This window comes from Flavonifractor sp. An112 (assembly GCF_002161085.1).
In the GTDB taxonomy this organism is placed as follows: domain Bacteria; phylum Bacillota; class Clostridia; order Oscillospirales; family Oscillospiraceae; genus Flavonifractor; species Flavonifractor avicola.
Genome location: NZ_NFLU01000015.1, coordinates 32,850 through 51,733, shown reverse-complemented (window position 1 = coordinate 51,733; position 18,884 = coordinate 32,850). Strand labels below are relative to the sequence as shown.

The window sequence follows — 18,884 nt, the reverse complement described above, 5'->3', positions numbered from 1 at the left end:
GGGCTCAACCGTGGGGGAGGGGGTGACCTCCGGAGCCTGTCCGCCGCAGGCGGTCAAAAAAAGGGCCAGAGCCAGGGCGGCAGCCCCGGTCAGAATGGTCTGTTTTTTCATGGTAACCTCCATTGTACTGTGGGCGGCAAGCCGCCCGGCGCATGAGATGATTTAGACATTTTAACACCCGCACCCCTGTGCCGTAAATGGAAAAACGCATTCTGTAAACATTTGTGACCATTCCGGCCCTCAGGCCGCGCCGCTGAGGAGGGCGGCCAGCACCCCGCAGCAGGGCAGGGTGAGAATGGACAAAAGGGTGCTGACGGTGACCAGCTGGGCGCTGGTGGACACGTCCTGGCCGTACCGCTGGGCAAACATGGCGGTAATGCTGGCGGTGGGCACTCCGGCCAGCAGCACCAGAGTGCAGTACAGATCGGGCTCCGGGTGGAGGGGGTAGAGGATCAGGGCGGTGAGCAGGGGCATGGCCACCAGCTTGAGGCCGCAGGTCAGAAGGATGGCCGGACTGCGGAACACCGAGCGCCAGTCGGCGCTGGCCATCTGGGCCCCGATGATGACCATGGCCAGCGGGGTGTTCATACTGCCCAGAAAGCTGACGGCGCTGCCCACCATGGAGGGCAGGGTGATCCCACACAGGAATAGCACCAGGGCCACCACAGTACCCAGAATCCCCGGATTGAGGACGGCCTGTTTCAGGGAGACCTGCCTGCGCCCTCCCATGAGCACCACGCCCTGGCTCCAGTTAAAGGCGTTGAACACCATGAGATTGATGACGCCGTAGACCATGGCCTGCTCGCCCAGCACCAGCTGGATCAGGGGCAGGCCCATAAAGCCCACGTTGCCGTAGAGGGTGCCGAAGCGCAGGGCCTTGCCGGTAGCGGGGTTCTGCCGCCGGAACAGGGGGATGGACAGCAGGCAGTAGAGCACATACAGCCCCGCCGCCAGCAGGGAGGTGTATCCCATGGATCCCAGCAGGGCAGGGGTCCGCTCGATCTGCATGGAGTCTACCAGCATACAGGGGAGCACCACGGTGAGCAGCAGATTGGTCATCTGCGGAATGGCCGCCTGGGTCAGCAGCCCCCGCTTGGCCAGGGCAAAACCCGCCGCCATCATCAGAAACATGGTCCCCACCTGGGAGGACACCATCAGCAGATAGTCCACCATTGCCGTTTCCCTCTTTTTTTGCACAAAAATTCAATTTATTGTATCATCAAACCGGGATAGAGGCAAGGGAACGGGCTCCTTCCGGCGCAAAAAGAAGCAGCCGGCGCGATCACACGCGCCGGCTGCTGAGGTCATTCGTATTTTTTCCCCACCAGGTAGAGGGGAAGAAACAGTCCGCCCAGCGTGAGGACGAGGATGACCCAAAGCTGGGTATCCTGCCACAAAGCGGGACAGGCCAGCCCCAGCGCCAGGGACAGCAGGGGCATACCCGCCATAACGGCACAGGACCACGCCCGGCCCACCGTGACGATGTGGGGCCAGTTGTGGTTATTGAAGTTCAGACCGGGCATATTCATGCGCAGCGGCCCGTCCCGCACCATACCCAGAGGGTACCGGTCATAGACCTCCGGCAGAGTGAGCCGGGTAAAAAAGCAGAACCAGACCCCAAAGATGGCCCCCAACAGCACTGGGGTCCACAGGGCCTCGGGCACACCGGTCCATACCCAGTTGGCCCACAAGCCCAGGCCTCCCGCCAGCAGTGAGAGCACATACCACAGGGGCCACAGTCTCTTTTCCTGCCAGGCCCGCTTGGGCCTGCCTCCGGCGCAGCGGATGGCGGTTTTTACCACGTCCTCTACTGCCTCCGGCTCCAGGGGTTTCTCCTGCCGCTTGCAGAGCAGCAGCTCGGTCACCGTCACCCCCAGCAGCTCGGACAGAGGGATGAGCAGGGCGGTGTCCGGGATGCTGGCCCCGGTCTCCCACTTGCTCACCGCCTTGTCGGTAATGTGAAGCTGTTTCGCCAGCTCCCGCTGGGTCCATCCCTTCTCCTTCCGCAGCCCGGCCACAAAGGCCCCGAAGGCCGCCTTGTCCATGTCGTACACGTCCATCACCTCGCTCCACCAGCATACCCCACAGGGGGCAATTTGGCAACCGAACAGCGGTAGAGTACCCGGCAGGACCGGGTTTCGCCCCCCTCCATCGGTTGACAAATCCAGTGGCAGCGGGCTATACTGTAAGGCAACGGATTTTTGAGAGGAGACCGTCATGACCAACCAAAAAGACTTTAAAAACCGGGGCTATCTGCGGATTTTTGCCTCCTATTATAAGCCCCACTGGAAGCTGTTCCTGCTGGATATGGTATGCGCCCTGCTGATCTGCATCGTGGACCTGCTCTTCCCCATGGTGTCCCGCTGGTCCATGCAGACCCTGCTGCCCAACCAGCTCTTTGCCACCTTCTTCGCCGTCATGGCCGCCCTGGCCCTGGCCTATGTGCTCAAGGGTGTATTCTACTTCATCGTCACCTACTGGGGCCACCTGCTGGGCGTGCGGATGGAGGCCGACATCCGCCGGGACCTGTTCTCCCATATGCAGGATCTGTCCTTCTCCTTCTACGACAAGAACCGCACCGGCCAGCTGATGAGCCGGGTCACCGGCGACCTCTTTGAGATCACCGAGCTGGCCCACCACGGCCCGGAGGACCTGTTTATCTCCTCGGTGACCATTCTGGGTGCCTTTTTCATCATGCTCACCATCCAGTGGCAGCTGGCCCTGATGGTATTCGCCGTCATTCCCATCTTCATTCTCTTTACCGCTCTTACCCGGAAAAAGATGATGAAGGCCTCCATCGAGGTCAAGGCCAAGCTGGCCGGCATCAACGGCGAGGTGGAGTCCTCCATCTCCGGGATGCGCACCGCCAAGGCCTTCGCCAACGAGGACGCCGAGAGCGCCAAGTTCAACGCCGCCAACGACCAGTTCCGCGGCGCCAAGCGGGGCTACTACAAGACCATGGCCTTCTACCAGTCGGGCATGGAGTTTTTCATGGGCATCCTGTCCGTGGTGGTCATCGCCTTCGGCGGCTTCCTTATTATGAAGGGTGAGATGGACTTCATCGATCTCACCACCTTCGCCCTCTATGTCACCACCTTCATTACCCCCATCCGCAAACTGTCCGCCTTTGTGGAGCAGTTCATGCAGGGCATGGCTGGCTTCAAGCGGTTTACCGAGCTGATGCGGGTGGAGCCCGACATCCAGGACGCCCCCGACGCCCGCACCCTCACCGACGTGAAGGGCGACATTCTGGTGGACGACGTGACCTTCCGCTACGAGTCCTCCCCTGAGCCGGTGCTGGAGCACATTACCCTCCACGTCCGCCCCGGCGAGACGGTGGCGGTGGTGGGTCCCTCTGGCGGCGGCAAGTCCACCCTGTGCCAGCTCATCCCCCGGTTCTACGACGTCACCGGCGGTCGGGTGCTGGTGGACGGCCAGGACGTGCGGGAGCTGAAGCAGCACGACCTGCGGGAACACATCGGTATTGTCCAGCAGGACGTGTTCCTCTTCGCCGGCACCATCTACGACAACATCCGCTACGGCCGGCCCGACGCCACCGAGGCGGAGATCATTGAGGCCGCCAAGAAGGCCGAGATCTACGACGACATTCTGGAGATGCCCGACGGCTTCCAGACCCAGGTGGGTGAGCGGGGCGTCATGCTCTCCGGCGGCCAGAAGCAGCGGGTGTCCATCGCCCGCATCTTCCTGAAAAACCCGCCCATCCTCATTCTGGACGAGGCCACCTCCGCCCTGGACACCGTCACCGAGGCCCGCATCCAGTCCGCCTTTGACGCCCTGGCCCAGGGCCGTACCACCCTCATCATCGCCCACCGGCTGTCCACCATCCGCTCCGCCGGACGCATTGTGGTCATCGACGGCTGCGGCATCGCCGAGGAGGGCACCCATGAGGAGCTGATGGCCAAGGGCGGCGAATACGCCCGGTTGTATCAGGCTCAGAAATCAGTTTCCGTATAAAGCGAGGTGGCCGGTATGGCGCGCAAAGCACGGATACAGCGGCTGGAATTCCCCGCCGGGCGGCGGGTACTGGTGGTCAGCGACATCCACGGCAGCCTGCCCCTGTTCCAGGGGCTGCTGGACCGGGCGGGCTACGGCCCCGACGACATTCTGGTGCTGCTGGGGGACCTGGTAGAAAAGGGCCAGGACAGCCTGGCGGTGCTGCGCTACGTCATGGACCTGTCCACCCGCCGGACGGTGTACTGCGTCCGGGGCAACTGCGACGACCTGGTCACCGAGTTTGTGGAGTCCCCCCAGGTGCGGCCGGAATTTTTCCACCACTACCTCAACGTGTGGCGCAACCGCTGCACCCTGCTCCAGATGGGCCAGGAGGCGGGCTTTGAGACCCGTTCCCCCGAGGACCTGCCCGCCCTGCGGCAGGTGATTCTGGACCACTTCGGCCCGGAGCTGGCCTTTCTGAAGTCCATGCCCGAGATCCTGCTCACCCCCGACTATCTCTTTGTCCACGGCGGGGTAGAGAACGAGGACCGGCTGGAGGACATGACCGCCTGGGACTGCATGAAAAACGACAACTTCCTGGACCAGGGCCGGGTGTTCCGGCGGTGGTGCATCGTGGGGCACACCCCGGTGACCCTCTACCACCCCCACATTCCCACCTCCAATCCCCTGATCTCCCAGGCCCAGCACATTGTCTCCATTGACGGAGGGTGCGCCCTCCATCTGGACGCCCAGCTCAACGCCCTGGTCCTCCCCCGGACCCCCGGGGAGGACTTCACCTTCTTTGCCTACGACGGCCTGCCCACCGCCATGGCTCTGGACCGGCAGGAGGAGACGGCGGAGTCGGCAAACGTCCGCTGGGGCCACAACCAGGTGGAGGTGCTGCTGCGGGGCGGCGCCCTGTGCCGCTGCCGCCATCTGGAGAGCGGCCGGGAGGTGGACGTACTCACCGACTACCTCTACCGCTCGGGAGACCAGACCCTGTGCAAGGAGTCCACCGACTACCGCCCGGCGGTGGAGCCGGGGGACATCCTGTCCATCGTCCGGCGGCTGGCCGACCGGGCTCTGGTGAAGAAAAACGGCGTCACCGGCTGGTACGTTGGACGGTTGTGCCGCCCGCCTCAAGCATAAAAAAGGGCCGCTGCCCATGGCAGCGGCCCTTTTTCAAGTTCTTACTCTTCCCAGTCGGCGAACTCCACGTCCTCCATGCAGTCGTCGCACTTGCCGGAGATCAGGCCCTTCACCTTGCAGACCAGTTCCATGATCTTGTCCCAGTAGGCCACCACGGCATAAACCACCGCGCCCAGCACCGCCAGCACGGCCAAAAACTTCACAATACCGCAGAAAAACTTCTTCATGATGCAAACAGCCTCCTTCGTGTTGAACGCAATGTGCCGATAGGAACAGTGTACACGTTTTTGTGGGAAATTACAAGTGTACATTCCCACTTTGAAGAAACTTTTTTCCCTTGTATTTTGTGGTGAAATAGAATACAATAAAAAGACAAACAATGTAACCTTTTCCCCCGCTTTGACGGGGATGCCATGCAGACACCCCAGGAAAGGAAGGGATCAGATCATGAAGCTGCAGACCGAACAGGGCGAGATCACCATCAGCAGCGAAGTATTTACCAACATCACCGGCGCCGCCGCCACCAACTGCTACGGCGTGAAGGGTATGGCGGTGCGCTCCAAGGCGGACGGCCTGGTCCACCTGCTGCGCCGGGAGTCTATGGGTAAGGGCGTTAAAGTCACTTACAATGAGGATTCCACCGTCTCCATCGAACTGCATATCATCGTGGACAACGGCGTGAATCTGATGGCGGTGAGCCGCTCCATTATGAGCGAGGTCCGCTATATCGTGCAGCGTACCACCGGCGCCGAGGTGCGCAACGTGGACGTGTGCATCGATTCCATGGTCATCGGCTGAGGCCGGTCCGCCCATTGAAAGGAAGGAACACAGACATGAGAGAGCGCATTGACGGAGCGTCCTTTGCCCAGGCTATCATCCACGCGGCAGCCTCCATCAATCTTCAAAAACAGCAGATCAACGAGCTGAACGTATTCCCCGTGCCTGACGGCGACACCGGTACCAATATGGGTCTGACCATCTCCACCGCCGCCGCTGAGCTGAAGAAAAAACAACCCCGTACCGTGGGCGAGGCCGCCGCTACCAACGCCTCCGCCCTGCTGCGGGGCGCCCGCGGCAACTCGGGCGTCATCCTGTCCCTGCTGTTCCGGGGCTTCTCCAAGGCCGTGAAGGACAAGGAGACCATCGACGGTCGGGATCTGGCCATTGCCCTGGACTTCGGCGTGGCCGCCGCCTACAAGGCCGTTATGAAGCCCGCCGAGGGCACCATCCTCACCGTGTCCCGTCTGGCCGCCGCCCGGGCTGCCGACGCCGCCCGCAAGACCCCGGACGACCCCGAGGCCGTGCTGGAGGCCGCCATTGCCGAGGGCCAGGTGGCCCTGGAGCACACCACCGAGATGAACCCCGTCCTCAAGAAGGCGGGTGTGGTGGACGCCGGCGGCAAGGGTTTCCTGGTGATCCTCCAGGGTATGCTGGACTCCCTGCGGGGCCTGCCCCTGCCTGAGGGAGGCGAGGAGAGCAAGACGGAGACCAAGACCGACTATGCCGCCATCGCCGCCGAGGAGATCACCTTTACCTTCGATACGGTGTTCATTGTCCGCAAGACCACCAACAAGGAGCTGACCTCCTTCGAGGCCTACCTGAACAGCATCGGCGACAGCCTGGTCATCGGCGAGGACGACGACTGCTTCAAGGTCCACGTCCACACCGACATCCCCGGTGCCGCCCTCACCGAGGCCCAGAAGTACGGCACCCTGGAGCTGGCCAAGATCGAGAATATGCGCACCCAGGCGGAGGATCTGGCCGCCGGTCGCCACATCCAGAGCACCGACGACCTGGAAGAGGACGACCACGACCACCACGAGGGCGGCCGGAAGATCGCGGCCCCCGAGAAGAAGTACGGCGTGGTGGCGGTGGCCGCCGGCGACGGCCTGGCCGCCGTATTCAAGGATCTGGGCGCTGATGGCGTGATCAGCGGCGGTCAGACCATGAACCCCTCCACCGACGACATTATGAAGGTGATTGACGCCACCCCGGCGGAGATCGTCTTTGTGCTGCCCAACAACGGCAACATCATCATGGCCGCCCAGCAGTGCATCCCTCTGGCGGAGGGCAAGCAGGTGGTGGTTCTCCCCACCAAGACCGTACCCCAGGGCATCTCCGCTCTGATGGTCATGGATCTGGACGCCTCCCAGGAGGACAACGTGGCCGCTATGACCGAGGCCATCGGCAACGTCCACACCTCCGAGATCACCTACGCCGCCCGGGACTCCGACTTTGACGGCTTCGCCATCAAGCAGGGGGACTACCTGGCCCTCACCGAGCATCAGCTCTTTGGCACCGATCAGAATCTGGACACCCTGCTGCGCCGTCTGGCCGAGGCTGACGCCCAGCAGTCCGCTGAGTTTATCAACATCTTCTACGGTGTGGATGTGTCCGAGGAGGAGGCCCAGAAGGCTCTGGCGCTCTTCACCGAGTGCTGCCCCAACGCCGAGATCACCCTGCTCTCCGGCGGTCAGCCTGTCTACTACTATATGATTTCCGCCGAATAAGCCGGTATACAGACCGGGGCGGCCCAGTGTGGGCCGCCCCGGTTTTTTGCGCTTATGCCACGAAAAAAGACGGTCCCGGTGGGGACCGTCTTTTTTATGATCGTTATACCTCTTCCTGTTTTCCGCCAAAGGCTTCCACCGCGCGGGCGTCGGCCTCCTGGCGTTCCTCGATGGCTTCCTTGAGGAGCATATCCTTCACCTTCATCAGACGGATGGTGTTGGAGCGCTCGTTCTCGTCCAGCTTCATGGAGATATACTTGATGGCCTCTTCCATCTGGGGGATCTTCACATACTCCAGGGCGTTGACCCGGCGGCGGGTCTTTTCGATCTCCTCCGCCAGCAGCTGGGAGGTCTTTTCGATCTCGGCCAGCTTGAGCATATCCTGAAAGACCCCGGACAGGGCGTCCACCGCACCGTCCAGCTCACCGGAGGTGGCGGCGAAGCCGTAGGGGTAGATCTCCCCGGCGTCGTCGCTCTTGGTGCGGAACTGGTAGACGGGCACGTTGACGCTCATGATGTTCTGGAAGGTCATGTCCAGCTCCACAGACTGCTTGGGATACAGGAGGGACTGCTCCAGCATTTCGGAGGACATGAGGGCGGAGGCCACGGTGAAGGAGCCGTGGGCTTTCATCAGCCCGTCCTCCACCTTCTTCCGCAGGGCCCGGTTCTCCCGCACCACGTCCATGAACTGCTTCATCAGCTCATCCCGCTTATCCTTCAGCAGCTTGTGGCCCCGGATGGAGGTCTTAAGCCGGGTTTTCAGCCGGGTCAGCTCCTGCCGGGTAGGGTTCACGTTAATCGCAGGCACGGATCACCCCTCCTCTCCTTCGACCATTGTCAGCTTCCAGAGGGGCCCCGCAACGCGGGGACGGCGCTTTTGCGCCGTAAAATTGCCGCAGGCAATTTCCGCAGGGCGGATTCACTCCGCCCGAGGATGTGAAATCTAGGGGTCCCCATGCGGCTGGCCGCATGGGGCTCACGTTAATGGCCGGCATGATTTATCCCTCCTTTTTCGGGAGGTATTTCTCGATATACTCCGGCTTGATACGCTTCAGCTCCGCCTTGGGCAGCAGGCTCAGCAGATCCCAGCCCAGGTCCAGGGTCTCCATGATGGAGCGGTTCTCATCGGTGCCCTGGGAGACATAGCGCTTCTCAAACTCGTCGGCAAACTTGGCGTACTGCAGATCGGTGGGGGAGAGGGCGGCCTCGCCCAGGATGCTCATGAGCTCCTTGTTCTCCTTACCGGTGGAGTAGGCGGCGAACAGCTGGTTCATGGTGCCCGCGTGGTCCTCACGGGTCTTGCCGGGGCCCACGCCCTTATCCTTCAGACGGGACAGAGAGGGCAGCACGTCCACCGGGGGATTGATGCCCTTGCGGTACAGCTCCCGGGACAGGATGATCTGGCCCTCGGTGATATAGCCGGTCAGGTCGGGAATGGGGTGGGTCTTGTCGTCCTCGGGCATGGTCAGAATGGGGATCATGGTGATGGAGCCCTTCTTGCCCAGCTGGCGGCCGGCCCGCTCGTACATGGTGGCCAGGTCGGTGTACAGGTAGCCGGGGTAGCCCCGGCGGCCGGGGACCTCCTTCTTGGCCGCGGACACCTCACGGAGGGCCTCGGCGTAGTTGGTGATGTCGGTGAGGATGACCAGCACGTGCATATCCTTCTCAAAGGCCAGGTACTCGGCGGCGGTGAGGGCCATACGGGGGGTGGCGATACGCTCGACGGCGGGGTCGTTGGCCAGGTTGGTAAAGAGCACGGTACGGTCAATGGCACCGGTGCGGCGGAACTCCTGCACGAAGAAGTCGGACTCCTCGAAGGTGATGCCGATGGCGGCGAAGACTACGGCGAAGTTGCCGGCGTCGTCCCCCAGCACCTTGGCCTGACGGGCGATCTGGGCGGCCAGGGCGGCGTGGGGCAGGCCGGAGCCGGAGAAGATAGGCAGCTTCTGGCCGCGGACCAGGGTATTCAGACCGTCGATGGTGGAGATGCCGGTCTGGATGAACTCGTTGGGGTAGTCGCGGGCGGCGGGATTCATGGGCAGGCCGTTGATGTCACGGTACTCCTCGGCCATGATCTCGGGGCCGCCGTCAATGGGACGGCCCATGCCGTTGAACACCCGGCCCAGCATATCGCCGGACACGGGGAGCTGAAGGGGGTGACCCAGGAAGCGGACCTTGGACTGGGCCAGGTTGATGCCGGCGGAGGACTCGAAGAGCTGCACAACCGCGTTGTCGCCGTTGACCTCCAGCACCTTACAGCGGCGGATGGAGCCGTCGGACAGCTCGATCTCGGCCAGCTCGTCGTAGGTGACGCGGTCGACCTTGCGGACCACCATCAGGGGGCCGTTGATCTCCTGAATGGTACGGTATTCACGGATCATGCCTCTTCACCTCCCTTGGCCGCAATGGCCTCGATCTCCTCTTCCATTTCCCGGGCCATATCGGCGTAGACGGCCTTGAACTGGTCGTCGGGCACGCTCTTGGCACGGCCCATCTTCTCACGGAAGGGGATATTGAACAGCTCTGCCACAGGGGCGCCCTTCTCGATGGCGGCCCGGCACAGCTTGTCGTAGTCCAGAATCATCTGGATCATCTTGTCCTGGCGCTCGTAGCTGGAGTACCAGTCCACCTCCATAAAGCCGTTCTGCTGGAGGAAGTCCTCGCGGAGCATCTTGGCGGTCTCCAGGGTCAGCTGGTCGCCGGCGGACAGGGAGTCCTTACCAACCAGCTGCACGATCTCGTTCAGGCTGGCCTCCTCCTGGAGGATGGACATGGACTTGTCGCGGTTGACCATGAACTGGGGACCCAGGTGCTCGTCGTACCAGGGCTTCAGGGAGTCCAGGTACAGGGAGTAGGAGTTCAGCCAGTTGATGGCGGGGAAGTGACGGCGGTAGGCCAGGGAGGCGTCCAGGGCCCAGAACACCTTGACGATACGCATGGTGGCCTGGGACACGGGCTCGGACAGGTCGCCGCCGGGGGGCGAAACAGCGCCCACGGCGGTCAGGGAGCCCCGGCGGTCGGCGTCGGAGCCGATGCACTCCACCATGCCGGCCCGCTCGTAGAACTGGGCCAGACGGGAGGACAGGTAGGCGGGGTAGCCTTCTTCGCCGGGCATCTCTTCCAGACGGCCGGACATCTCACGCAGGGCCTCGGCCCAGCGGGAGGTGGAGTCGGCAATAACGGCCACATGGTAGCCCATGTCGCGGAAGTACTCGGCGATGGTGATGCCGGTGTAGATGGAGGCCTCACGGGCAGCCACGGGCATATCGGAGGTGTTGGCAATCAGCACGGTCCGCTTCATCAGGGACTCGCCGGTACGGGGGTCCACCAGCTCGGGGAACTCCCGGAGCACGTCGGTCATCTCGTTGCCCCGCTCGCCGCAGCCGATGTAGACCACGATGTCCACGTCGGACCACTTGGCCAGCTGGTGCTGCATGACGGTCTTGCCGGAGCCGAAGGGGCCGGGGATGGCGGCGGTGCCGCCCTTGGCCACGGGGAACATGGCGTCCACGATACGCTGACCGGACAGCAGGGGGGTCTTGGGGGGATACTTATGCTTGTAGGGGCGGCCCACACGGACAGGCCACTTCTGAACCATGGTGAGATTATGCTTCTCGCCCTTGTCGTCCACCAGCACGGCCACGGTGTCCAGCACGGTGAACTCGCCGGACTGGATGGACTCAATGGTGCCGCTCATCTTGGGGGGGATCATAATCTTGTGGAGTACCACGCTGGTCTCCTGGACGGTGCCGATGACGTCGCCGCCGATGACCTTGGCGCCGGGCTGGACGGTGGCGTTGAACTGCCACTTCTTCTCCCGGTCCAGGGCGGGGACTTCCACGCCGCGGGGCAGGTTGTTGGAGCCCGCCTTCTTCATGATGCCCTCCAGGGGGCGCTGGATGCCGTCGTAGATGTTCTCAATAATGCCGGGGCCCAGCTCCACGGACATGGGGGCGCCGGTGGTCTCCACCACGGCGCCGGGGCCCAGGCCGGAGGTCTCCTCGTAGACCTGGATGGAGGCGGAGTCGCCGTTCATGGTGAGGATCTCACCGATGAGGCGCTGCTCGCCCACACGGACCACGTCGGCCATGTTGGCGTCGGTCAGTCCGGTGGCCACCACCAGCGGGCCGGAGACTTTGACGATTTTTCCGCTCAAATAGCTCAACCTTCTTTCTCGTCGGGACGCGGGCGGGTGTGGGCACCCGCCCCTACGAAGCGCCCCTTCTCCTCCCCGCCGGACCCACTTCGTTGGGCTCCGGCGGGGGTGCGGGCGGGTGTGGGCACCCGCCCCTACAGAGCAATGAAAGATCTGCGCGCGTAGGGGACGATGCCCACATCGTCCCATTTGACCCGTGCAGTCAGCAGTTAAAGAATATCCGCGCCCACGGCCCGTTCCACGGCGCTCTTGACGTTGGCCATGCCGATGCCCAGAGAGCCGTCCTTGCCGGGGATGAGGATGATGGCCGGGGTGAGCTCATCCTTGTACCGGGCCACCTCCGCCGTCATACCGGCGGCGTACTGCTCGGTGAGGTAGATCACCGCGTAATTTTCCTTGGCCAGCTGGTGGAGGGTCTGCTTGGCCTCCTCCACGGTCTCGGCGGGAAACACATCCAGCCCCAGGGCCTTGAAGCCCAGCACGCTGTCCTTGTCTCCCAGCACTGCGATTTTGTACTTAGACATAGGCTTCACGCAGCCTTTCCCGGATGGTGTCCCCGTCCAGCCCCGCCATGCGGCCGGACAGAATGGTGCGGATGGCGGTGAACTCGTTCTCCCTGGCGTACAGGTAGCCGATCACCGCCTGCTCCCCGAAGGGGATGCGGCGGGCCTGGGCCAGATAGCCCATCACCGCGTTGTCGCACAGGCGCTCAAAGGCGGTGAGCTCCCCGCTGCCGGGGGCGGTGAGGGCGGCGCCTGCGGCGGCCGCCTCGCTGAGGGGGCCCGCCCGGAACAGGGCGGCCAGGTCGCTGCCCTTGCCGGAGGTGAGGGTGTGTACCTCCACGTTGCCGCCGGGGAGGAGCACCTGATTGAGGAAATCGTTGCCCTTGCCCATGCGGGCGGCCCGAACGGCGGAGCGCAGGTTGGTGGAATCAATGAGCAGGCGGACATACCCCTCCAGGAAGGGACTGCCCACGGCCTTGGCGGCCTCGCTCATCTCGGCGAAGTAGGCCCGGTCCAGCACGAAGTCGGCCAGCTGGGGGTCGTTGCCGCCGCCCAGCAGCTCCCTGGCCTGGACGATGGCCTGCCGGAAGGGATCGGTGAAGTCCCGCAGGTTGTCCCGCTGGTAGGCCTCCTTGATCTGGGCGGCGGTCCAGCGACCGCCCTCCATCAGCAGCCGGTCGGGCTCAGCCCCTACGGCAGCGGCCTTGATGAGGGTCTTGGCGTTGTGGTAGTCGTATTTCATCTGGAACACGTCCACCAGCCGCTTGTCGGGCACCGCGCCCTTCAGCTCCTTGTACAGAGCGGCCCGGGCGGCGGAGAGCAGTTCGTCCAGCCCGGCATGGGTGAGGGCGGTCAGTTCCCCGTAGCCGCACTCGGTGAGGACCTTGGCGGCCTCATCGTCGGTGCGGGCGTCCAGCATCCGCTCCATCCGCTCCCGGGTAAGGAGACGGTTCTCCATGGCCCGGATACGGGCGGATATGGTCAGATAGTCGGTATCTTTGATCTTAGCCAAAATGTTGCCTCCTTACTTGCAAGGAGCGCATCAGTCAAAGAGCACCTTGGCCACCTCGCGGTCCATTTCGCCCCGCTGGAGGCGCACCAGCGTCTCAAAGGTGCAGTTGACCTCCACGTCCCCGTCGCTGAGGATGAGGCCCCCCTGAATGGGGCGGGACTGCTCGGACATGGTCAGGTGTCCGTCGCCCAGCTTCTCGTTGGCCTGGGTGACCACGGCCTTGCCGTAGCGGGCGCGGTCCTTCTGGGAGAAGATGACCGCCTCCCGGCCGGTGGAGGAGGCCTTCACGGCCAGGTCGGCCAGCAGGTTCACATACTCCTTGTCGGGCAGGTTGACCAGCTTCTCCAGCGCCAGGTCGTAGGCCTTGGAGAGCATCTCCTGCTTGGCGGCCAGCTCCAGCTTGCGGGCGTCCAGCTGGGCCACGCTGGCCAGCCGCTCCACCCGCTCGTCGGCGTTGCGGCGGCCCCGGGAGATAATCTCCTCACTCTCCCGCTGGGCCTGAGCCTCATACCGGGCCGTGATCTCGTCGGCCTGACGGCGGGCCTCGGCGTTGATGTCGCCGATCTCCCGTCCGGCGTCGGCCGCGATGCGTCCGGTGATTTTTTCAATTCCGTCCATAGTCTACCTCTTGCTTAGAAGCCGAACATGATCATCAGGAAGGAGATGAGCAGAGACAGGATGGCGTAGAACTCCACGATGATACAGAGCACCATGCCCTTGGACCAGTCGTTGGGGTTCTTGGCCACGATGTTGATGGAGGCGGCGGCCACGCGGCCCTGAGCGATACCGGAGAGCAGACCGCCGAGGGCCATGGGGATGCAGGCGGCCAGGACGATGAGGCCCTGGGCGATGGTGAGCTCACCCACGGTGCCGCTGAACAGGCCCATCTTCATCAGGGCCAGGAAGCCGATAACCAGGCCGTACAGGCCCTGGGTGCCGGGGATAACCTGCAGGATCATACACTTGGAGAACTGAGAGGGGTCCTCGGCCAGCAGGCCGGCGCCCGCCTCACCGGCCAGGCCGGTGCCCTTGGCGGAACCAACGCAGGCCAGGCCTGCAGCGAGAGCGGCGCCCAGGAAACCAAAGAACGCGCCAGCATACTGGGTCAAAAATTCACCGAATGTCATGTTACTGTTCCTCCTTAATGTCGACATACTTTGTCGCAATGTTCAGGGGCCGCCAGGGGCGTCCGCCCTCTTCATAGAACTGCTTGAAAAATTCCAGGTATTGCAGACGGGACGTGTGGACGTAGGTGCCGATGACGTTCAGGCCGATGTTGAAGGCGTGGCCGATGATGAAGATGATGAAGAAGATGGGGATGCCGATGGCCGGGGGCATTCCGCCGCCGGGCATGGCGCCCAGGATGTTGAACACCTGGCCGATGACGGAACCGGCCAGCATCATAACCATCAGACGGGAGTAGGAGAGGATGTCTCCGAAGTAGCCCGTCACGCCGTTGTACACCGCGCCGATGATGGCGGTCACCTTGCCGAAGCCCTTGGCCGTGCGGCCCTGGCCCAGCAGCATCAGGCAGCCGATGATGAGCACCACCGGGTAGCCCGCCACGTTGCCGATGCCGGCGGCGAAGAGGCCGATGCCCACAAAGATGACCCACCAGGTACCGATGTCCAGGATGGCGTCCACCACCTGGCCCCGGCGGCACAGCATCCAGAACTTCACCGCCATACCCACCACAATCTGCACGAAGCCCACGGCCAGCGCAAAGACCAGCACGGTCATGGGGTCGCCCATGACGTTAAGCAGGGGACCGGGCACGCCCGTCACCCCGTCGGGCACCGACAGGAAGGGGATCACCGGCTGAGACAGCCCCAGCATACTGGTGAACTGAGCCAGGAAGTCGGAGAAGAAGCCGCCGGTGAAGAAGCCGATGACGGCAGAGGAAATGCCGCACATGATCATCAGCCGGATCAGCTGTCCGAAGCCCCCCTTGGGGTGGGCCTTGTGGTTGATGAAGGCGCAGGCCCCCGCCAGGATCAGGCCGTAGCCCAGATCGGCGAACATGAACCCGAAGAAGAACACATAGAAGGGCATCATCAGCCCGTTGGGGTCCACACCGTCATAGGCGGGCAGGGAGTACATTTCCGTAATGGTGGTCAGCGGCTCGGTGAGCTTGTTGTTCTTCAACTTCACCGGCACCACCGGGTAGTCCTCCGGCGCCGGGTCCTGGGTCTCCCAGCAGCAGGTATACTGTCCCAGCTGCTCCAGCAGCTTTTTCTCGTCGGGGACAGGCACCCAGCCCTCCAGGAAGAAGGCGGAGCTGCTGTCCAGCAGGCGGCAGCGGGCCTCCTCCCGGGCGATCTCCTGATCGGCCCGGTCCAGGCACTGCTCCAGCGCGCCCTTTTTGGAGGCGTATTCCCCCACCTGGGCGATGGTGGACTCCAGCTCACGGGCGGCGTCGGCCAGCTGCTCGTCCAGCCGCTTATCGTTTTCCGCCGCCGTCCCCGTCCAGCCCCGCAGGGCCGCCCGGGAGAAACCGTACTCCTTGAGCACCGCCTGGCAGTCCTCCTCCACACTGCGGTGGCAGAGGAACACCAGATATTTCAGTTCGTTGTCCGCCCCCGCCCGCATGAGCTCATACAGGTCGGTGACCGCCCCCAGGGCCCCGTCCATGGCGTCCAGATCGGCGGACGCGGCCACGGTGCCGAAGGACACCGCCACCTCCGGGGTAGAGGCCGTCTCCAGGGGGATATCCAGCGCCAGCCAGGGAGCCAGCGCCAGCTTTTGAGTCCGCAGTTTGTTCTGCTCGGCGTACAGAGCCGAGATCTTCCGCTCCAGGGCCACCAGCTGCCCGGCGTCTGCCAGGCCGGTTCGGTAGGCCCCGTCGTCGAAGAGCTCTCCCTCTGTAATCACCGGTCTGGGGGTGAGGAGCCCGCCCTTCTGTTTGGGGCCGTACTTCTTCAGGGCCTTCAGGGCATTCTCCACGCTGGAACGGGCATCCCTGGCCTCGTTCAGCGCCCCGGTGTCCGGCCGTGTGAGGCTGGCCCAGTCGGGGTCGTCCTTGCGGTCCCCCGGCTCGTCAATCTCCACACAGCCCAAATGCTGAAGCAGCCGCAGCATGGACTCCCGCTCGGATTGCATTCCGATGAGCCGCAGCCGCTTCATTTTCACAATGGACATCAGTTCTTCACTACCCTTCTCACGATGCTCTCAGCGGCGTCGGCCAGACGGCCCTCCGCCTTGGCCCGCAGGGCGTCGCAGGCCTTCTGCGTCTGGGCGTTGACCTCGGCCGCGTGCTTGGCCGCCGTTTCCTCCGCCGCCCGCATAAATTCACGGACCTGAGCCTCGGCCTGAGCCCGGGCTTCCGCCAGCCGGGCCTTGCCAGCCCGCTCGGCCTCCGCCACGGTGCGCTTGGCCTCCGCCTGTGCTTCCGCCTTGCGCTGCTTGTTGGCCTGTTCAGCCTCAGTCACCTGCTTGATCGCTTCCAGAGACATACATTCACCGCCTTTCCCCATCTCTTGTCCCTCCGGACAATTTATCCGATGTTACTAGTCATGATACTTCAATTTGACCAAGATTGCAAGTTTAAAATAGCGAGTTTATTTTTTGGTCTTTCTTTTTTTCAGCTGGTTTTGCCTAGTTTTTCTTTCCATATTTTTAGCTTCTTTATCCATTATGCCGCATTTTCCTCCTTTTTTTACCTAATTCATTTTTGTTAATTATTTAACATAAAAATTTTTTGTATATATTTTTTCTTTCAGGCCTTTTTCATACCTTGAGAACTGGGCAAAAAAACGGCGCTGCCGCGATAGTCGCGGCAGCGCCGTTGAGGGATGGATCCTATCAGTCGTCGCTGAGATAATAGGGTTTCATCAGGCTGGGCTGCTCGGTGGAGTCCTTCTGGCCGTTGGACCGCAGCACGATCTCCGGCGGACGGCCGGCACGGCCTCTGCCGCCCCGCTTCTTCCGCTCACTCTTGGGCGCGGGGGCGGGGGACTGGGCTGCCGCCTGCTTCTTGCCCTGGGCCTTTGGCTGCTTCTGAGAAGCCTTCTCCTGAGGGGCCTGCTTCTCTTTGGCCTGCTTCTCCTTGGGCCGCTTTTCCTTCCGGTTGTCCTTCTTCTCAGGCCGGGGAGCGGGCTTCCGGGGGGCCAGCAGCCGGGCGGTGGCATCCATAATGATGTCGCTGGCCAGGGGATCGGGCCGGCGGAAATCCTCAAACGCCGGCTCGGGCGCAGCAGGGCGGGTGGGAGCGGTGGCTACCAGGGCCTCCTCCAGAGTGGCGCTGTTGCGCACCCCCCGCCTGGACTTCTTCTTTTTCTCCGGCTGGGCCGGGGCGGGCTGTTCCACCGCCTCAGCCGCTTTCTGAGCAGCCTTGGCCTTGCGCTCGGCAGCGGCGGCCTTGTTGGCGGCGTCCCGCTGGCGGCGCTTCTCCTTGGCGGCGGCCCGGGCCTCGGCGTCCTCCGGGTTGATAATCCGGCCCTTCTTATCCTTGGGCAGGGGCTCAAAGACCTCCATGGGCCAGGGGTGGTCCTCCACCACCGGGATGGCCTTGCCCAGCAACTTCTGGATGCCCTTGAGCTCCTCCTTCTCATTGATGTCGCAGAAGGAGATGGCGGTGCCGCCGTGGCCCGCCCGACCGGTACGGCCGATGCGGTGGACGTAGGTCTCGGGTACATCGGGCAGGTTGTAGTTAAAGACGTGGCTCAGCTCCTCGATGTCCAGCCCCCGGGCGGCAATGTCGGTGGCCACCAGGGCGGTGACCTTGCCGCTCTTGAAGTCGGCCAGGGCCTGCTGCCGGGCGGTCTGGCTCTTGTTGCCGTGGATGGCGGCGGCGGCGATACCCGCCTTCACCAGGTCCCCGGCCACCTTGTTGGCCCCGTGCTTGGTGCGGGTAAACACCAGGGCGTTCTTCACGTCGGGCTCCAGGATCAGAGAGGCCAGCAGCTTGGTCTTGTTGCCCCGGTCCACATAGTAGAGCTTCTGGTCGATGACCTCCACCGGGGAGGACACCGGGTCCACCGCCACCTTTACCGGATTCACCAGCAGGGAGTCCACCAGCCCCTGGACCTCCGGGGGCATGGTGGCGGAGAAGAAGAGGGTCTGCTTCTTCTTGGGCAGCCAGCCCAGAATGCGGCGCACATCGTGGATGAAGCCCATGTCCAGCATCCGGTCGGCCTCGTCCAGCACAAAGACCTCCAGCCTGGACAGATCCACAAACTTCTGGTTGTACAAATCGCCCAGGCGGCCGGGGGTGGCCACCAGGATGTCCACGCCCTTTTTCAGCTGCTCCACCTGGGGGTTCTGGCCCACGCCGCCGAAGATGACGGCGGAGCGGATGGGCAGGTGGCGGCTGTAGGCCACAATGTTCTCCTGGATCTGGAGGGCCAGCTCCCGGGTGGGGGTGAGGATGAGGGCCCGGATGCCCTTGCCCTTGCGGTCGCTGAGCCGCTGGAGGATGGGGGCGGCAAAGGCGCAGGTCTTGCCGGTGCCGGTCTGGGCGCAGCCCAGCACGTCCCGGCCTGCCAGAGCGGGGGGAATGGCTTTTTCCTGAATGGGGGAGGGGCGTTCATACCCCTGTTCGGCCAGCGCCCTCAGGATGGGCGCTTTCAGGCCGAGGTCCTGGAATGTCATGCGGTTCGTTC

General features: G+C 63.3%; 17 protein-coding genes. 4 read left to right on the top strand and 13 right to left on the bottom strand.

Translation table 11 applies throughout. The features are described 5' to 3' along the window. Positions 1–240 precede the first annotated feature (240 nt). Together B5E56_RS12115 and B5E56_RS12110 are read right to left on the bottom strand one after the other, a co-directional pair. On the bottom strand, positions 241–1,173 hold the full coding sequence (locus tag B5E56_RS12115) for an AEC family transporter (RefSeq protein WP_087390490.1): 933 nt from the start codon (positions 1,171–1,173) through the stop codon (positions 241–243). Between the two features lie 131 nt (positions 1,174–1,304). Next, the gene (locus tag B5E56_RS12110) at positions 1,305–2,060 is read right to left on the bottom strand and encodes a helix-turn-helix domain-containing protein (protein WP_158098718.1); all 756 of its coding nucleotides are present in this window, start codon (positions 2,058–2,060) and stop codon (positions 1,305–1,307) included. 157 nt (positions 2,061–2,217) lie between these two features. On the opposite strand from B5E56_RS12110, the gene B5E56_RS12105 reads away from it, so the two are divergent. Together B5E56_RS12105 and B5E56_RS12100 are read left to right on the top strand one after the other, a co-directional pair. Then, complete coding sequence (locus B5E56_RS12105) at positions 2,218–3,975, top strand: ABC transporter ATP-binding protein (RefSeq protein WP_087270940.1); 1,758 nt, start codon at positions 2,218–2,220, stop codon at positions 3,973–3,975. A gap of 15 nt (positions 3,976–3,990) precedes the next feature. After that, complete coding sequence (locus B5E56_RS12100; RefSeq protein ID WP_087390482.1) at positions 3,991–5,103, top strand: metallophosphoesterase; 1,113 nt, start codon at positions 3,991–3,993, stop codon at positions 5,101–5,103. 41 nt (positions 5,104–5,144) lie between these two features. Here B5E56_RS12100 and B5E56_RS12095 read toward each other — a convergent pair whose 3' ends face one another. Beyond that, positions 5,145–5,330 (bottom strand): hypothetical protein, encoded by a 186-nt coding sequence (locus tag B5E56_RS12095; protein ID WP_087390479.1) that lies wholly within the window; start codon positions 5,328–5,330, stop codon positions 5,145–5,147. Between the two features lie 220 nt (positions 5,331–5,550). Here B5E56_RS12095 and B5E56_RS12090 point away from each other — a divergent pair, with 220 nt between their 5' ends. Together B5E56_RS12090 and B5E56_RS12085 are read left to right on the top strand one after the other, a co-directional pair. Next, the gene (locus B5E56_RS12090) at positions 5,551–5,901 is read left to right on the top strand and encodes an Asp23/Gls24 family envelope stress response protein (protein WP_087189201.1); all 351 of its coding nucleotides are present in this window, start codon (positions 5,551–5,553) and stop codon (positions 5,899–5,901) included. 35 nt (positions 5,902–5,936) lie between these two features. Continuing rightward, positions 5,937–7,613 (top strand): DAK2 domain-containing protein, encoded by a 1,677-nt coding sequence (locus B5E56_RS12085; RefSeq protein WP_087390476.1) that lies wholly within the window; start codon positions 5,937–5,939, stop codon positions 7,611–7,613. A gap of 103 nt (positions 7,614–7,716) precedes the next feature. On the opposite strand, the gene B5E56_RS12080 is transcribed toward B5E56_RS12085, so the two are convergent. From B5E56_RS12080 to B5E56_RS12035, 10 genes are all read right to left on the bottom strand, one after another. Further along, complete coding sequence (locus B5E56_RS12080; RefSeq protein ID WP_087390474.1) at positions 7,717–8,421, bottom strand: V-type ATP synthase subunit D; 705 nt, start codon at positions 8,419–8,421, stop codon at positions 7,717–7,719. 190 nt (positions 8,422–8,611) lie between these two features. Beyond that, entirely contained in the window at positions 8,612–9,994 is a 1,383-nt protein-coding gene (locus B5E56_RS12075; RefSeq protein ID WP_087390471.1) for a V-type ATP synthase subunit B, read from the bottom strand. Further along, positions 9,991–11,769 carry a V-type ATP synthase subunit A gene (locus B5E56_RS12070; protein ID WP_087390469.1) on the bottom strand — a complete coding sequence of 593 codons (1,779 nt, stop codon included), beginning with the start codon at positions 11,767–11,769 and terminating at the stop codon, positions 9,991–9,993. The genes B5E56_RS12075 and B5E56_RS12070 overlap by 4 nt, the downstream gene beginning before the upstream one ends. A 209-nt stretch (positions 11,770–11,978) precedes the next feature. After that, on the bottom strand, positions 11,979–12,293 hold the full coding sequence (locus tag B5E56_RS12065) for a V-type ATP synthase subunit F (RefSeq protein WP_087189196.1): 315 nt from the start codon (positions 12,291–12,293) through the stop codon (positions 11,979–11,981). Continuing rightward, positions 12,286–13,284: a V-type ATPase subunit gene (locus B5E56_RS12060; RefSeq protein ID WP_087390467.1), complete on the bottom strand. Its 999-nt coding sequence runs from the start codon at positions 13,282–13,284 to the stop codon at positions 12,286–12,288. Before B5E56_RS12060 ends, B5E56_RS12065 begins: the two co-directional genes overlap by 8 nt. Before the next feature lie 30 nt (positions 13,285–13,314). Continuing rightward, complete coding sequence (locus B5E56_RS12055; RefSeq protein WP_087189194.1) at positions 13,315–13,902, bottom strand: V-type ATP synthase subunit E; 588 nt, start codon at positions 13,900–13,902, stop codon at positions 13,315–13,317. Between the two features lie 14 nt (positions 13,903–13,916). After that, a complete protein-coding gene (locus tag B5E56_RS12050; RefSeq protein WP_087189193.1) occupies positions 13,917–14,411 on the bottom strand; it encodes a V-type ATP synthase subunit K in 495 nt (164 codons plus the stop codon). A 1-nt stretch (position 14,412) separates the two neighbouring features. Next, positions 14,413–16,422: a V-type ATP synthase subunit I gene (locus B5E56_RS12045; RefSeq protein WP_087390463.1), complete on the bottom strand. Its 2,010-nt coding sequence runs from the start codon at positions 16,420–16,422 to the stop codon at positions 14,413–14,415. Further along, positions 16,422–16,736, bottom strand: a complete 315-nt coding sequence (locus tag B5E56_RS12040; protein ID WP_087390505.1) for a V-type ATPase subunit subunit G family protein — start codon at positions 16,734–16,736, stop codon at positions 16,422–16,424. Before B5E56_RS12040 ends, B5E56_RS12045 begins: the two co-directional genes overlap by 1 nt. A gap of 349 nt (positions 16,737–17,085) precedes the next feature. Beyond that, a complete protein-coding gene (locus B5E56_RS12035) occupies positions 17,086–18,873 on the bottom strand; it encodes a DEAD/DEAH box helicase (RefSeq protein WP_087390461.1) in 1,788 nt (595 codons plus the stop codon). Positions 18,874–18,884: the final 11 nt, after the last annotated feature.

Bases quoted from the DNA above. Each gene is read 5' to 3' on its own strand.
- B5E56_RS12115 (WP_087390490.1), bottom strand. From the start codon at position 1,173: ATGGTGGACTATCTGCTGATGGTGTCCTCCCAGGTGGGGACCATGTTT.
- B5E56_RS12110 (WP_158098718.1), bottom strand. From the start codon at position 2,060: ATGGACGTGTACGACATGGACAAGGCGGCCTTCGGGGCCTTTGTGGCC.
- B5E56_RS12105 (WP_087270940.1), top strand. From the start codon at position 2,218: ATGACCAACCAAAAAGACTTTAAAAACCGGGGCTATCTGCGGATTTTT.
- B5E56_RS12100 (WP_087390482.1), top strand. From the start codon at position 3,991: ATGGCGCGCAAAGCACGGATACAGCGGCTGGAATTCCCCGCCGGGCGG.
- B5E56_RS12095 (WP_087390479.1), bottom strand. From the start codon at position 5,330: ATGAAGAAGTTTTTCTGCGGTATTGTGAAGTTTTTGGCCGTGCTGGCG.
- B5E56_RS12090 (WP_087189201.1), top strand. From the start codon at position 5,551: ATGAAGCTGCAGACCGAACAGGGCGAGATCACCATCAGCAGCGAAGTA.
- B5E56_RS12085 (WP_087390476.1), top strand. From the start codon at position 5,937: ATGAGAGAGCGCATTGACGGAGCGTCCTTTGCCCAGGCTATCATCCAC.
- B5E56_RS12075 (WP_087390471.1), bottom strand. From the start codon at position 9,994: ATGATCCGTGAATACCGTACCATTCAGGAGATCAACGGCCCCCTGATG.
- B5E56_RS12065 (WP_087189196.1), bottom strand. From the start codon at position 12,293: ATGTCTAAGTACAAAATCGCAGTGCTGGGAGACAAGGACAGCGTGCTG.
- B5E56_RS12055 (WP_087189194.1), bottom strand. From the start codon at position 13,902: ATGGACGGAATTGAAAAAATCACCGGACGCATCGCGGCCGACGCCGGA.
- B5E56_RS12050 (WP_087189193.1), bottom strand. From the start codon at position 14,411: ATGACATTCGGTGAATTTTTGACCCAGTATGCTGGCGCGTTCTTTGGT.
- B5E56_RS12045 (WP_087390463.1), bottom strand. From the start codon at position 16,422: ATGTCCATTGTGAAAATGAAGCGGCTGCGGCTCATCGGAATGCAATCC.
- B5E56_RS12040 (WP_087390505.1), bottom strand. From the start codon at position 16,736: ATGTCTCTGGAAGCGATCAAGCAGGTGACTGAGGCTGAACAGGCCAAC.
- B5E56_RS12035 (WP_087390461.1), bottom strand. From the start codon at position 18,873: ATGACATTCCAGGACCTCGGCCTGAAAGCGCCCATCCTGAGGGCGCTG.